The sequence below is a fragment of the Nitrosomonas sp. Nm51 genome (genome assembly GCF_900111165.1).
Lineage (GTDB): Bacteria > Pseudomonadota > Gammaproteobacteria > Burkholderiales > Nitrosomonadaceae > Nitrosomonas.
This window is the reverse complement of sequence record NZ_FOGH01000003.1, coordinates 155,192-170,086: the sequence shown is the minus strand read 5'-3', so window position 1 is coordinate 170,086 and position 14,895 is coordinate 155,192. Positions and strand designations below refer to the sequence as shown.

The 14,895-nt window shown below is 48.4% G+C and carries 11 protein-coding genes; 3 read left to right on the top strand and 8 right to left on the bottom strand.

Annotated elements, in window-relative coordinates; all coding sequences use genetic code 11:
- Nucleotides 1-57: 57 nt before the first annotated feature.
- A complete protein-coding gene (locus tag BMY60_RS02675; RefSeq protein WP_090330993.1) occupies nucleotides 58-318 on the bottom strand; it encodes a helix-turn-helix domain-containing protein in 261 nt (86 codons plus the stop codon).
- Nucleotides 319-811: 493 nt separating this feature from the next.
- Between BMY60_RS02675 and BMY60_RS16550 the strand changes: the two genes are divergently transcribed.
- The 3 genes from BMY60_RS16550 to BMY60_RS02660 are packed head-to-tail and all read left to right on the top strand — an operon-like array spanning nucleotide 812 to nucleotide 1,561.
- A complete protein-coding gene (locus tag BMY60_RS16550) occupies nucleotides 812-1,015 on the top strand; it encodes a BrnT family toxin (RefSeq protein ID WP_218141603.1) in 204 nt (67 codons plus the stop codon).
- Nucleotides 981-1,271, top strand: a complete 291-nt coding sequence (locus tag BMY60_RS02665; protein WP_090330991.1) for a BrnA antitoxin family protein — start codon at nucleotides 981-983, stop codon at nucleotides 1,269-1,271. Before BMY60_RS16550 ends, BMY60_RS02665 begins: the two co-directional genes overlap by 35 nt.
- Complete coding sequence (locus BMY60_RS02660) at nucleotides 1,256-1,561, top strand: alpha/beta hydrolase-fold protein (RefSeq protein WP_090330990.1); 306 nt, start codon at nucleotides 1,256-1,258, stop codon at nucleotides 1,559-1,561. The genes BMY60_RS02665 and BMY60_RS02660 overlap by 16 nt, the downstream gene beginning before the upstream one ends.
- A 68-nt stretch (nucleotides 1,562-1,629) precedes the next feature.
- Here the strand turns inward: BMY60_RS02660 and BMY60_RS02655 are convergent, their stop codons facing one another.
- The 7 genes from BMY60_RS02655 to treS all read right to left on the bottom strand — a co-directional run bounded on the left by BMY60_RS02655 (nucleotide 1,630) and on the right by treS (nucleotide 14,885).
- The gene (locus BMY60_RS02655; protein WP_090330988.1) at nucleotides 1,630-2,829 is read right to left on the bottom strand and encodes an acetyl-CoA C-acyltransferase; all 1,200 of its coding nucleotides are present in this window, start codon (nucleotides 2,827-2,829) and stop codon (nucleotides 1,630-1,632) included.
- A gap of 69 nt (nucleotides 2,830-2,898) precedes the next feature.
- Complete coding sequence (locus tag BMY60_RS02650; RefSeq protein ID WP_371264178.1) at nucleotides 2,899-5,430, bottom strand: 3-hydroxyacyl-CoA dehydrogenase/enoyl-CoA hydratase family protein; 2,532 nt, start codon at nucleotides 5,428-5,430, stop codon at nucleotides 2,899-2,901.
- A gap of 355 nt (nucleotides 5,431-5,785) precedes the next feature.
- On the bottom strand, nucleotides 5,786-6,247 hold the full coding sequence (locus BMY60_RS02645) for a helix-turn-helix domain-containing protein (RefSeq protein WP_090330987.1): 462 nt from the start codon (nucleotides 6,245-6,247) through the stop codon (nucleotides 5,786-5,788).
- Nucleotides 6,248-6,309: 62 nt separating this feature from the next.
- Entirely contained in the window at nucleotides 6,310-7,047 is a 738-nt protein-coding gene (locus tag BMY60_RS02640) for a CPBP family intramembrane glutamic endopeptidase (protein ID WP_371264180.1), read from the bottom strand.
- 1,088 nt (nucleotides 7,048-8,135) lie between these two features.
- On the bottom strand, nucleotides 8,136-10,304 hold the full coding sequence (glgX, locus tag BMY60_RS02635) for a glycogen debranching protein GlgX (RefSeq protein ID WP_256250640.1): 2,169 nt from the start codon (nucleotides 10,302-10,304) through the stop codon (nucleotides 8,136-8,138).
- On the bottom strand, nucleotides 10,288-11,553 hold the full coding sequence (locus BMY60_RS02630; RefSeq protein WP_090330982.1) for a glucose-1-phosphate adenylyltransferase: 1,266 nt from the start codon (nucleotides 11,551-11,553) through the stop codon (nucleotides 10,288-10,290). The genes glgX and BMY60_RS02630 overlap by 17 nt, the downstream gene beginning before the upstream one ends.
- Nucleotides 11,550-14,885, bottom strand: a complete 3,336-nt coding sequence (treS, locus tag BMY60_RS02625; RefSeq protein WP_090330981.1) for a maltose alpha-D-glucosyltransferase — start codon at nucleotides 14,883-14,885, stop codon at nucleotides 11,550-11,552. Before treS ends, BMY60_RS02630 begins: the two co-directional genes overlap by 4 nt.
- Nucleotides 14,886-14,895 lie beyond the last annotated feature (10 nt).

The following is a 14,895-nucleotide window of genomic DNA, read 5'->3' as shown; positions in this document are numbered from 1 at the left end:
GCCTTGCGGGCAAATTGCTCCAATTCCTTTTTATTCATCGTCTATCCTTTTAAAAATCTAATGATAGACATTTACACAGTTAGTGGGACAGTCTCCAACCAGTCGTTGCCGGACCCGCTCTATTGTCCGTCTGCCAACATCAAGTGATTTTGCTATTTCTTTGTCATGCAGGCCGCCGTCAAAGCGATTTACATTCGCTTTTAACAAAATTTGTGCCCGTTGCCGTTTGTAAGCAGCAACTTTTCCTGTTCTTACCAATTTGGTGAGTGTTTCGCATTCTTCTTTACTCAAGCGGACAATATATTTCTTGGCAGGCATCAATACACCTCATAAATAAGATTAGATTATCTATATATCTTACTCATTTTTAAGTGTACTTGCATCCGTCAAAATAATATGGCTGATGTACTAGTCGCGGTGGCAGATAGTTGCTTTTTATCAAAAGCACAGAATACAATATGAGGCAAATAACCAACAGTAATAGAACAATAATTTCAAAGACGACAAATCCTTTGTTATAAAATCGGTGTTTTTGACCTATTTTGAGTCAACAATTTGTGCCCTTCAGACTGTCGCTGATCCACATGATGACGTGGCTTCTCGCTGGAGCCGTTTGGCTAGTCGTCTTTGTATACGCCTTTGAGGTTTTCAGAGCCAATGAGGACTCCCCTTCTTTACCATTGAATCGGTTATAAGTTCAACTGTGCCTTGAAAGTATAGATATTAATCTATACTATTTGTACTATGAACTTTACGTGGAACGAAACAAAGCGCAAAGCTAACCTTAAAAAGCACAGACTGGATTTTGCTGATGCCAAGGGTTTTCTCAGGTCACACGCTTACCCGTCCTGATACGCGCTTTGCCTACACAGAAAATAGATTCTCCACAATAGGTTTGCTTGGTGTCGACGTGGTGGTTATTGCACACACTGAAACCGTTGACGAGATACACATTATTTCAATGCGAAGAGCAAAACGTTATGAACAAAAAAACTATTTTGCCAGCCTCCAATGATCTGGATGAGGCACCAGTCTGGACTGACGATGATTTTAAGCATGCGGTACAACGCATTGGACTGAAACCATTGCCACAAAAGAAACAGAAAATAAACATCACGCTTGATCCCGATGTAGTAGCCTGGTTCAAACAACAAGCCGGAGGGCGTGGCTACCAGACACTTATCAATGCCGCCTTACGAGAAGCAATACAGAAAAAAACGATTGAAGAGACGATACGGCAAGTGATACGGGAAGAATTGCATTCATCCTGAGCAACTGCATTCACCCATTATTTGGGAAAAACCAGAGCATCTGGCGCAGGCACGATGCAACGGCCCTGATAGAGGACGACAAACAGATAGCCGATATATTGATTGACCAGAGTCTGGAAGATCCGTTTTTGCCTGAACAACTCTGCCCTGACCGGTTAGAAAAAGCATGCCGGAATGCCGGACAAAAACTGACGCTGCGGTATCATCCCGGTTACGATCACAGCTATTATTTCATCAGCACGTTTATTGCAGAGCACCTGAAATACCATCAGGACAGGCTAAACTGTTAAACACTGTCCGCTGATTATTGGCAATTTGTCCGCATCTGCCGTTTTCAAGTGCCGTGTCCGATTCAATGCTATAGCGCTTCAAACACGCCAGCCGCACCCATGCCGCTGCCGATGCACATGGTCACCATACCGTATTTCATTTTGTGGCGGCGCAAGCCATGCATGAGCGTGGCCACACGAATGGAACCCGTAGCTCCCAGAGGATGCCCCAGGGCAATCGCGCCACCCAGCGGATTTACCTTTTCGCGATCCAGCCCCAGTTCATGAATAACAGCCAGACTTTGCGCGGCAAAAGCCTCGTTCAATTCAATCCAGTCAAGCTCATCGAGCTTGATGCCCGTTTGCGCAAGCACTTTCGGAATCGCTTTGATAGGTCCGACACCCATAATTTCCGGTGGCACGCCGGCGACTGAATAACCAACAAAACGGCCCAGCGGAGAAAGATTAAAACGCTGGATTGCAGACTCACTCATCAAAACTACTGCACCGGCACCGTCAGACATTTGCGAACTGTTACCCGCCGTTACAGATCCTTGCGTTGCAAATACAGGCCTAAGTTTTTCCAGTACCGCCGAATCCGTATCCGCACGTGGTCCCTCATCGGTGTCTCTAACGGACACCGCTTCTCGCACTTGATGTGTATCGAGGTCTGGATATCTTTCAGTAACAGAATAGGGTATGATTTCCTGCCTGAATTCTCCTTCTTCTATGGCTTTTAAAGCACGTTGATGGCTCGTCAGGGCAAATGCATCCTGCGCTTCACGATCCACTTTCCACTGATCGGCAACTTTTTCAGCGGTCATACCCATACCGTAAGCAATAGCGACATTGTCATCATGCTTGAACATTGCCGGATTCATCGCCACCTTATTACCCATCATCGGCACCATGCTCATACTTTCCGTTCCGCCAGCTATCATCACATCCGCTTCGCCCAGACGAATACGGTCGGCCGCAATAGCAACTGACTGCAGGCCGGATGCGCAAAACCGGTTAATAGTCATACCCGGCACACTGTCAGGCAAACCCGCCAGCAACAAAGCCACGCGTGCAACATTGATCCCCTGCTCGGCCTCCGGCATAGCGCAACCAACAACCACATCGTCAACCGCAGCAGGATCAAGTCCATCACACAGTTCCACGATGGCTTTCAACACGTGAACCAGCATGTCGTCGGGGCGTACATGTTTGAACATGCCGCGCGGCGCCTTACCTACCGGCGTACGTACAGTTGCCACAATATAGGCATCTTGTATTTGCTTGGTCATTTATTTCTCCCTGGGAATTCAGACGCCATACGCCCGTATTCATAAAACATTTTCGCAACAGATTACCGGTTAATTTCTAAGTGGCTTTCCTGTTTTCAACGTATGATCAATGCGCGCCTGCGTCTTCTCTGTCGCGAGCAGTTCCATGAATGCCGCACGTTCTAGCTCTAGAAACCATTCTTCATCAACCAGGCTGCCCGGCGTTAAATCCCCGCCACACATTACATATGCTATTTTTTTACCAATCAAATAGTCATGATCGGAAATAAATCCACCTTCATGCATATTGACCAGCATGCTCTCAATCGTCGCAATACCGGTATTTCCTGTTACCGGTATAGTCCGTGACCGCAGCGGAGGCCGGTAACCCGATTCGGCAAGCGTCATCGCCTGTAGTTTTGCCGCATGCAACAGCTCAAAACGATTCATAATAATGGTATCTGCAGGACGCAAGAAACCCAATTCTTTTGCCTGTTCCGCACTTTTGGCCAATTCAGCCATGGCCACGGTTTGATAATATTTTTTCAATTGTGGAAATGGATCGTTTCCCACCGCGGTTTGCGCGGCCCTGAGCGCAAATTCCTTGCATCCGCCACCCGCCGGCAACAGGCCGATGCCTGCTTCTACCAAACCAATATAAGTCTCCATCGTAGCAACTGTACGGTCACAATGCATAACGAATTCACATCCGCCGCCCAGCGCCAGTCCATCCACCGCTGCAACCGTCGGTATCATAGCATACCGCAATGCTTGCGATGTCTGCTGAAATTGCGCAACCATCACCTCCACTTCAGCCAGTTTTCTGGCCATCAGCGCATCTGCCGTATCGAACTCTCTGGCTGCTTTGTGAACTGTCGCCTGCGCTGACTTTTTAAACCGTTTGAAAAAATTTTCTAACGGGGAAGGTTGTGCCGGCGCATGTTTTGCCACATGTTGCGGTTTCGGACGTTCGGTTGCCTGCTTTAAGTTTGCACCTAAAGAAAACGGCGGTTCAGTTTGCCAGATCACCATGGCCTGCCAGTTTTTCTCGGTTTCTTTGATCGCGTCGAGAATTCCGTTTAACACATCCTTGCCAATGGTATGCATTTTGCTCTTAAAACTGAGGATGGCTATTTTATCGCCTGTATGCCACATCCTGACCGCATCGGTTTCGAATATGGTTTCACCGTACGTCGCATCTTCTCCGATCAGCCGGTCAGGGAATAATTGTCGACGGTAAACAGGCAGCTCCGAACGTCTGTGTACTGTTTCCGATACCGGTGCGTAAGAACCATGGGATGTATGCACAGCCGCAACTTCCTTTTCGCCGATTTTCATAACCCAGGATGGCAGCGGTTTAGCACACATACTTTTCCCTGCTGCGATATCACCATTAATCCAATCCACCACCTGTTTCCAGCCGGCACCCTGCCAGATTTCAAATGGGCCACGCTCCCAACCAAAACCCCACCGTACCGCCAGATCCAGATCACGCGCATTATCGGCAATATGCTCCAGTTGAACAGCACAGTAATGAAATAAATCACGGTGAATTGCCCACAGAAACCGGCCGTGAGTATGTTGACTATCGTGCATCACAGCGATTTTATCCGCAGGTTTGCCGTACGCTAACTGTTGTTTCAGCGCCTCGTTGACCTCGCCACAGGAAACTCGGTATGTATTCTCTGCAGGATCCAGCACCTGAATTTCCTTGCCAACCTTCTGATAAACACCCCGTTTGGTTTTTTGTCCGAGCGCATCTTCCTCAATCAATCCGCGCAGCCAATCGGGTGTTTCAAAATAGGAGTGCCAGTCATCGTCCGGCAACGTATCGCGCATCGTATGGATAACATGCGCCAGCACATCCAGACCAACGACGTCTGCAGTTCTGAAAGTCGCACTTTTAGGCCGCCCGATCAGTGTACCCGTCAAGGCGTCCACTTCATCAAATGCCAGTCCGAATGAACGTGCGTGATGCATGGCTGCCAATAATGAGAATACGCCAATGCGGTTGGCAATGAAATTTGGTGTATCTTTAGCACGAATTACTCCCTTGCCCAAATACGTTACCAGAAAAGATTCCAGGCTATCGAGCATCAACGCATCGCTCTGTTCGCAAGGAATCAATTCGACCAAATGCATATACCGCGGAGGATTAAAAAAGTGAACACCGCAAAAACGATGCCGCAATGCTTGCGGAAATGCCTGCGCCAGCGTATTAATGGAGAGACCGGATGTATTGCTTGCAAAGATAGTCTGTTCACCCAAGTGTGGCGCAACTTTCTCGTAAAGTGCCTGCTTCCAGTCAATGCGTTCAGCGATTGCTTCAATTACGACATCACATGTTTTCAATTGCTCAAGATGCTGATCATAATTGGCAGCCTGAATAAACGCAGCCTTGGCCTTCACCGACAGCGGCGCCGGTTCATGCTTTTTTAATTTCTCGATCGCTTTCACTACATTGGCATTAGGCTCATCCGCTTCAGCCGGCAACTCAAATAATAAAGTTTCAATATTGGCATTCACCATATGCGCTGCAATTTGGGCACCCATGACACCTGCGCCCAGTACTGCTGCCTTGCGCACAATAAATTGAGCGTTATTCAATTTTGCCTCCTGCATGATTCGGTTATCAAGCAATTCAACCGTTGAATTGTTGTTTGGCTTTGTCCAGTATAGCAGCTCAATATTCTTTCTCTACCAGAGCAGAATAGTCACCAGTGGACAGTGGCGTATATTAACCCTGCTCATTCTTTCATTACTATCAATAATCAGCAGTGTTTACGTTGCAGTGTTGTTTTTTTACCAATCCAGCCATGTTAAGTTTCCTAGATAGTGTCGTCATGCGGTATTAGCCCAAATAGCGATACATCGGATATGGATAGCCGCTAGCGCAGTGCCTCTTAATAAGCATTTTTATAGCTGCTGCCCGTGACTGCGCTAACGACGCATGAGCACGCTGAATCTTGCGCAGAATTTATTCGCCTTTTGTTCGTTTTTTAAGCGTCTGCCTGACAGCTTCCGGACTGATGGAAGCCACGATATCACATGCTGCCAAGTGGTCTGCCAACAGCTTCAATGTCCAGGACTTCCTTCCTTCCGGTGCCGCAGGGCAGGCTGTCGCCACCGGGAATGCCTCCGCCTCGCCATTGAGTTTCTTTGCCCTTCTGTTCTCTTGCACTTGACGGTTTAGCGCCGAGCCCAAACCTTTCTCAATAAAGCGGCGTCTAACCGCCCTACGGCGGCGATCCCTGTTTGTAGGGCTTTTGGCTATTGATTCATCAGTATAATTGTTCTTCGATAAGTATTCGTCCGCAAACAACAATATTCTTGCATGTGTTATCTTGCGGGCAGCAGCTTTGCCGGTCGATACCGGCGTACTCAGCATCTCATGTTCTTCTTGTGTCAGCTCTACTCTGTAATTCGCTGTCGTTGACATCACCATATCTCCGAAGCATCAATAAGTTGAAAGGTTTAGCTGGAGATTACATGATATTCCTGTCACTGCAAAGTTGTTGCTATACTAATACTTGCATGGGCGCCCAGGCCGCCAAATACCCCCTGGCGGATTAATGCCGAGATATCCATCATAAAAGCAACACTGCAATGAACGAATACCCCCATCCAAATATTGCGGCTCATCAAACTCATATAACCCAGGACCACGCCAGCTATGATGGCTGCTATCGTTTCCGGCATGGGTTTGCCGAAATGAATCATACAATAAGGCACCATCATAAAAAAAATCGCATAAAATCCAAACCGGTGTTTGGTTCCATGCAAAATAAACCCGCGAAAGAAAAATTCCAGCGCCACGAACTGCATAAAATAAAAGATCTCCCAGATAAAAAATTTCGGAAACAAACTGTCGCCTGGTGAGACCTTATAAAACGGATACATTCTCAAAAAACTATCGGTTGCTGAAAAATAGATAACCAATGGCACCATGACAACCAGCATCCCCAGATATAACCGATAGTATTTAAAGGCACCTGCAAAACTTGTTCCGTAGTCGGAAAACTTGTCCTTGAATATCCATTTAATACAGATCGCCGGCAAAATACTGTAAAAAAAGATAACGACCGAGGCCCAGTAAAACGCCCTGTACAGGTCCGCGTCAGGATGAATAGTCATTGCGCGATGCAGATTCAATGCAAGACCATCAAGGCCTACATCCTGCAGAATTGAAACAAGAAACCTGAAATCACCAAAATAATAGGTACAGGTCAACACCAGCACAGTCGTCAAACATACCAGCACCAGCTTATAATCGATGTGCGTTAGATGAAGTCTTAATGATTTATATGAATTACTTTCTGCGTGAACAAATGTTCTATAAAACGTAAATAAAAACCGCCTCATGGATCATTTTTGCTTGATACAAAACCAATGATTAAAAAAACAGAATTTTGCATGATTCTTACGACCTGCCGCTTTTAATATTTTTTACTCTGGTCCCGGCCGCAATATTTGCCGAAATCCGGATATAATTCCGATACTGTAGTCGACTTACAACTACTCTGAAGCAAATTGTCAAATACCCTCTATCCAGCCTGGAGGGCTTTATTATAAATTCATTTTATGGGTAGCTTCAATCGAGATAACCGATACAAGCAGGGCAATCGGGCTAAAAAGCACTTGAAAATAGAAACAAGTTGAGGAATTGATTTTATCATTTTGATTTCAAATGGCAGGCAAACCAACGGCATCGACCATTCATCATTTTTCAAGTATTGAAGACCCAGGAATAGACAGACAAAAGAAGCATCAACAATTGCGCCGTGCCGCTTTCGCTGATTGATACTTGCCACGTCCGCTCGACCTAATGTGCAATCTCCCTGGCGGTAAGATAAAGATTGTCCCTCAGATGTTGGTCCAGAAGCTGTCATTGCTCTTTTGTCAGCATCGTGTCGCTGCTGCCAGCATCGCTTCTCTGAATGCTGTCAGACCACTTTGCGATAACGTTCAAAGTGATTACGAGCTGTTTCGCAATCTATCAACAGCGCTTCCGCAATCTTTGTAACTGACCGTCTCCTATTTAACAAACAAGATTAGATCGCGCGCGGAAGGCGTCGTGATCTGAATCGTTTATTGGGATTACGTTTCCACTACAGCACAACCGCCTCGGCATTTAAGTTCTCGGCTGCTTGGAATCAATAAATTCACTATTAACCGGATCGATTTACTCGACGCACCTGTCGATTGCACGTAATGAATGGAAAATGCATTGTCAAATTCATGCTGCGTTCTTAGAGAACACTTTATCCGCTAGAAAGCGTTATAACCATTCGTGAATTTCCGACAATACATGAGGAAGCATGGTTTCGTTATGGAACCCGTTTTCGTTCATGTACGAGCAGCGCAAGTGAACGCCCCTGCAAAGGATAACTCTCACCACCGCGGTAGTGCGATGCATCAATGGGAGGTATTGCTGCGTCCATGGTATCAACCAGTACTGTCCAGTCTTGTTCTGCGGCAAAGTCCGGCAATTTGAAGGGTATTTCTTCGTGATAGGCGTTTAGCAGCATGAGAAAATCGTCATCAGTAATCAGGTGACCGTGGGTGTCACGTTCGTTAATACCGGATCCCGCCAGAAAAACACCAAGACAACGTGCAAAGTCATGTTTCCATTGCTCCTCGCTCATCTCCTTGCCATCCGGGTTCAGCCAGACAATATCTTTTTTCCCCTTGATACTGTGCCCCTGAAAAAAATTGCGGCGGCGAAAGCTAGGGTGCTTTTTTGTTAAACTGATCAGCGCTTGCGCAAAATTAAGTAATTCCTGGTTTTCGCGGTTCAGCTCCCAGTCAAGCCAGCTGATTTCGTTGTCTTGGCAGTAGGCATTATTGTTACCCCCTTGACTGCGCCCCATCTCATCACCAGCCACCAGCATCGGAACACCCTGGGAAAGGAAAAGCGTGGCTAGAAAGTTACGTTTCTGACGCATTCGAAGACTACGGACCTCAGGATCGTCTGTTTCACCCTCCACGCCGCAGTTCCAGCTACGGTTATGGTTTTCGCCGTCGCGGTTTTCTTCAAGATTGGCTTCATTATGTTTGTCATTATAGCTCACCAGATCATGCAGGGTGAATCCGTCATGCGCGGTAATAAAATTGATACTCGCATAAGGACGGCGTCCGTTATGCTCGTACAAATCGCTGGAGCCGGTGAGCCGATAGCCCAATTCGTCGATGACACCGCCTTCGCCCTTCCAGTAATCGCGCACAACATCACGGTATTTGCCGTTCCATTCAGCCCAACCAACCGGGAAGCCGCCAACCTGATAACCGCCAGCGCCAAGATCCCAGGGTTCGGCGATGAGTTTAACCTGCGATAACACAGGATCCTGATGAATAGTGTCGAAAAATGCGCCGAGGCGATCCATGTCATGCAGGCCGCGGGCCAACGCCGCGGCCAGATCGAAGCGAAAACCGTCCACATGCATGTCCAATACCCAGTAGCGCAGGCTGTCCATGATCAGTTGCAGTACACGGTGATGCATCATATTCATGGTGTTACCGCAACCTGTATAATCCTTGTAATAACGGGGGTTCTCAGGTTCCAGACGATAATACACAGCGTTATCGATGCCACGAAAAGACAGTGTCGGTCCCAGCTGGTTGCCTTCAGCCGTATGGTTGTAAACAACATCCAGGATCACCTCTATTCCCGCAGCATGCAATGTTTTCACCATCGTTTTAAATTCATTCACCCGCCCATTGGTACCATAACGATTATCCGGCGCAAAGAATCCAATAGAGTTATAACCCCAGTAGTTGCTCAGCCCGCGTTCAACCAGATAATGGTCGTTAATGAATGTATGTATCGGCATCAACTCAATTGCGGTGATACCCAGACGGTGGAAGTGCTCGATGACCGGATCGCTGGCAAGTGCAGCGTAAGTGCCTCGCAGACGCGGCGGTATCAGCGGGTGCAGCCGGGTAAAACCCTTGACATGCAACTCATAAATAACAGTTTCATGCCATGGCGTTTGGGGCGAACGGTCATCCCCCCAGGTAAATGCAGGATCAATAACGCGGCATTTGAGCATGCCACGCGCATTATCGCTCCAGTTGTACGAGAGGTCCTTGCGATTACTGTGAATCTTATAGCCAAAATGCGCGTCGCTCCAGCGCAACATGCCGTGAATATCTTTAGCATACGGATCAAGCAGCAGCTTGTTCGGATTAAAGCGATGCCCTTCTTCAGGTTTGTAGGGCCCGTACACCCGGTAACCATACAACAGGCCGGGCCGCGCCTCGGGAAGATAGCCGTGCCATACCTGATCGGTCTGCTCCGGCAATACAATTCGCTGGACTTCACGGTGTCCTTTTTCATCGAACAAACATAATTCGACTTTTTCTGCATGTTCCGAAAACAGCGCGAAATTAACACCTGATCCGTCCCACGTGGCGCCCAGTGGATACGGTTTGCCGGGCCAGAAGCGCGGGAAGGGTTTATTGATTTTATTTTGGATGTCGCTATTCATTATACCCATGACCTTTTCCACGCGAATCGCGCGCGAAAAAACTGGTTTCCCCCGACGGCACCACCACAAGGCCGGTTGGCGTGACGTGATAGCGGCACCGGTCTTCATCCGGATTATAACCAATGCGCGCGCCTGCTTCGATGATGTTATGCCTGTCGACAATGGTGCGGCGCAATTTTGCACCGCGGCAAACCCTTACATAATCCATGATAATACAATCTTCAAGTTCAGCACCCGGCTCGATAACAGACTCGCGGCGAAGAATACAATTCCGGACATTGGCATTGTTGATCACAGTGGCCGCTCCAAGCAGACAGTTGTCAATCCGGCCGCCAATTACCCGGGCTACCGGCCCAGGATAATTACTGGAATATACCGGCCATTGCGGATTGAAGGCGTCAAAACGGGGTTCCATCCCAAGCACATCAAAATGTGCCTCGAAATAGGCGTCAAGTGTACCGACATCGCGCCAGTAACCTTTTTCCTCATAGGATTTGATGCCTGGGATATCATTAGAAGCGAAATCATAGGCAAACAATTGATGGCTTTCCAGCAGCATCGGCAACAAATGACGCCCAAAATCAGTTTCTTCGCGCTGGTGCAAATTATGCAGCGCATCAATCAGCACATCGGTATTAAATATATAATTACCCATGGATACATAAGCACGCGATGGATCAGAAGGAATTGCCCTGGGGTGAGCGGGTTTTTCCTGAAAACCCATCACCCGGCCATCAACGTCTGCCTCTATGATACCGAAGTCAGACGATTGCCCAATGGGCATTGGCAATGCTGCCAAACTGGCATCGGCACGCCGCTGCACGTGGAATCGCACCATTTGCCGGATATCCATTCGATAGATATGATCCGCGCCGAATACCACGACAAGATCCGGCCGGTGCTCCTTGATCAGGCCCAAATTCTGGTAAACCGAATCAGCCGTGCCGGTAAACCAGGACTTGCCTCTATGCATTTGCGGCGGCACCACGGTTACAAAATGTTCCGGAAGCAGCGGTGAAATTGTCCAGGCCTTGCGAATGTGCTCTATTAATGACTGGGACTTATATTGAACCAGCAGATAAATTGAGCGGATCTCTGAGTTAATCAAATTGCTCAAAACAAAATCCACAATCCGGTAACGTCCGCCGAACGGCACACCCGGTTTGCAACGTTTTTCAGTCAGTGGCTGCAGGCGGCTGCCTTCGCCGCCGGCCATTACGAAAGCCATAATGTTCGGCTGGATTCTCCTCTCTTTCATGGTTCTTCTCCGGATGCATTTGTTGCCGTGTGTAAAATAGCAAGTAATCCTGCCAGTGGAATACCTGCCCATTCCAAGCGATGATCCAGTTCATACCGCAGCTCATACAGTGCTTTTTCCAGCATGAACAACTCAATTAAATGTTCCGCATCCTTGTCGACGGACGGCCAGACAGGACAGTCCGCTACGCCTTCGCGATAACCGGACAAAAAGGCATCGCGTGCGGCCATTTCCCATTCCTGTACGTAGGGTAACAGCCGGTCACGGTCTGCCGGACGTACTGACGCACAGCCTGTCAGCGCAACAGCGCCGGCGTAACTGAAAGAACGGAGCATGCCCGCGACGTCCCGCAGCGCAGAATGTTTAAGGCGGCGCTCCGCCAAAGTCCTGCCCGGCTCTCCCTCAAAATCGATAATAACAAAATCGTTTTCAGTGAGCAGCACCTGGCCAAGATGAAAGTCGCCATGATAACGCGTTTTGACAGCGTGAAGATCTGTCGGGATCAGCGCATTAATCCGCTCCAGCAATATCGCTGTCATTTCTTGCAGCTCAACTGCGCTTGCCCGCTCATGTTCCGAAAGAGCGGCGTGATGCAACGCCAGTTTTTCAAGTGTTTTGTGCGAATCCTCGCAAACCTGCTCACACCATTTTTTCAGATCTGCCGGCAGAACCGGTTCCGGTGCAAAATCAGGGTGGCTGTCCGAAACCGCAAGCGCTTTATGCAGTTCTCCAGTACGCAGTCCCAGAATATGCATCAACCACTTATAGTCAGCATGCCAGTTTTCAGCTTCCTCTACCCCTGCCGGATTAATCAGGCAGTCCTCAAAAAACCGCCGCAAATAATCGATAGTATAGCTCCATCCATCGCCTTGGTTGGGCCGATATGCCTGAATCAGGGCAAGTGTTGTTGAAACAGTATTGTGCTCCACATATTCGACTGAGCCGATTAAAGGCGACATATTGGAAAAAGGAGAAACTTCGGTCAGAAAACGTCCCATTTCGATCTCCAGATTAACACCGGGCTGCATCTGTCGATAAAGCTTCAGAAACAGGTGATCCCCCAATGCAACCGTACTGTTGGTGCTCTCGGCCAAAGGCCGCTGAGAAGCGGCCAGACTGCTATCGTCAACATGCTTGTCAAAAGCAGAAGTGGCACAAAAGCGAATGATTCCGGAATCGGCTTTGGCATTCGTAGATTGCCTCATGGATCTGACCATGGCGCGAAAGAATCCTTCGTCGTATACCGCATCATAAATTATACCCACCTTGGCGCGTTGACGCGTCCTTGCAAGCGCAACATGTAGTAACGATCGGATATGGTCGTCGTCAGTTTCCCCCCAGATGATCGACAAAGGCAAAAAGTAAATCTGCGCCTCTTGCTGTGAAAAATAAACCTTTACCCATAGCCAAAGCCACTCATGGTCCTCATGTGAACGGATAATGAGGCGAACGATTTCAACACGCTCCACTGGATCGGTTTTAGCTGCAAACCAACGCTGAACCGGTAAAAAATCCGGCAGAATCTCGCGTTCCAGTTGCGTTCGCAGTTTTTCCGCCATGGTCGATTTGCGCGTTTCTGCCTGCTCGCATAAAAAACTGCGCAAACCATCGAACAAAACCATGACAGGCAGTTTCAACGGCAACGGCGTGTCGGTATGCCAGGCCGGCGCTTCAGTATCGGCAGTCAGACAAAACCAATAAAATTGATGACCAGGCAGCGTTAACAAATAAGGCAGATCGCCAATGGGCGGAAAAGCAGTCTGCCCCAGCAACTCAATGGGTATTTTTCCTCTGAACCGGGATAAATCGAGCTCAACCGGCTGCGCAGTACGCGACAGGTTTGCCACGCATAAAATGGATTCTTCACCGTATTCGCGGATATAGGCAAGAATCTTGCGGTTGCCGGGGTTCAAAAAATTCAATGTGCCACGTCCGAATGTCGGGTGCGACTGACGCGCTGCAATGATTCGCTTCATCCAGTTTAACAATGAAGATGGCTCACGGTTCTGGGCTTCCACATTTACGGCTTCATAACCGTATACCGGATCCATAATGGGCGGCAAATACAGAAATTGCGGATCTGCCTTGGAAAAGCCGGCATTGCGGTCAGGGCTCCACTGCATGGGCGTGCGTACACCGTGACGGTCGCCCAGAAAAAAGTTGTCACCCATGCCGATTTCATCGCCATAATAAATAATAGGCGAACCCGGCATGGACATGAGCAGGCTGTTCATCAATTTGATTTTGTCGATATCGTTGTCCATCAGCGGTGCCAACCGCCGCCGAATACCAACATTAATGCGCATGCGGGGGTCGGCGGCATAGCGCTCATACATATAATCCCGCTCGCGGTCAGTTACCATCTCCAGCGTGAGTTCATCATGATTGCGCAGAAAAATCGCCCACTGGCAACTATCAGGAATTTCCGGGGTCTGTTGCATGATTTCGACAATAGGATGACGGTCTTCCAGTGCCACAGCCATATACATCCGCGGCATTAATGGAAAATGGTAAGCCATATGGCACTCGTCACCCTGTCCGAAGTAATCCTGAACGTCCTCTGGCCATTGATTGGCCTCTGCCAGGAACAGGCGATTTTGGTAATGCGCATCCACAACCGAGCGCATATGCTTGAGTACGGCATGGGTCTGCGGCAGGTTTTCATTACTGGTGCCTTCCTGTACGCAAAGATAGGGAACTGCGTCAAGACGCAATCCGTCCACCCCCATGTCGAGCCAGAAGTTCATAACCCGGATCACAGCCCTGACCACATCCGGATTATTGTGGTTCAAATCCGGTTGATGATGAAAAAAACGGTGCCAGTAAAATGCCTGGGCCGTATCGTCCCAGGTCCAATTCGAACTCTCGGTATCCGTAAAGATAATCCGTGTTTCGGAAAATTTCTGGCTGGACTGGCTCCAGACATAAAAGTTTCTTTTCTTACTGTCTGAAGGCGCCTCGCGTGCGGCCCGGAACCACGGATGCTGATCCGACGTATGATTGATCACCAGTTCAGTGATTACACGTAAGCCGCGCCGATGCGCCTCGCGTAAAAAGTTTCGAAAATCCCTGCGTGTACCATAATCTGGGTGGATATTGCGGTAATCGGATATATCATAACCGTCATCACGTTGCGGTGACGGGTAGAATGGCAGCAGCCAGATGGTATTGACACCGAGGTCCTGAATATAATCCAGTTTCTGCGTCAACCCGATGAAATCACCAATACCATTATTGTCATGATCGAAAAAAGCCTTGACGTGCAGTTGGTAGATAATTGCATCTTTGTACCAGAGTGGATCGTCTTCCTTATCCGTGAGTTGCCAGTCCATACTTGCTTCC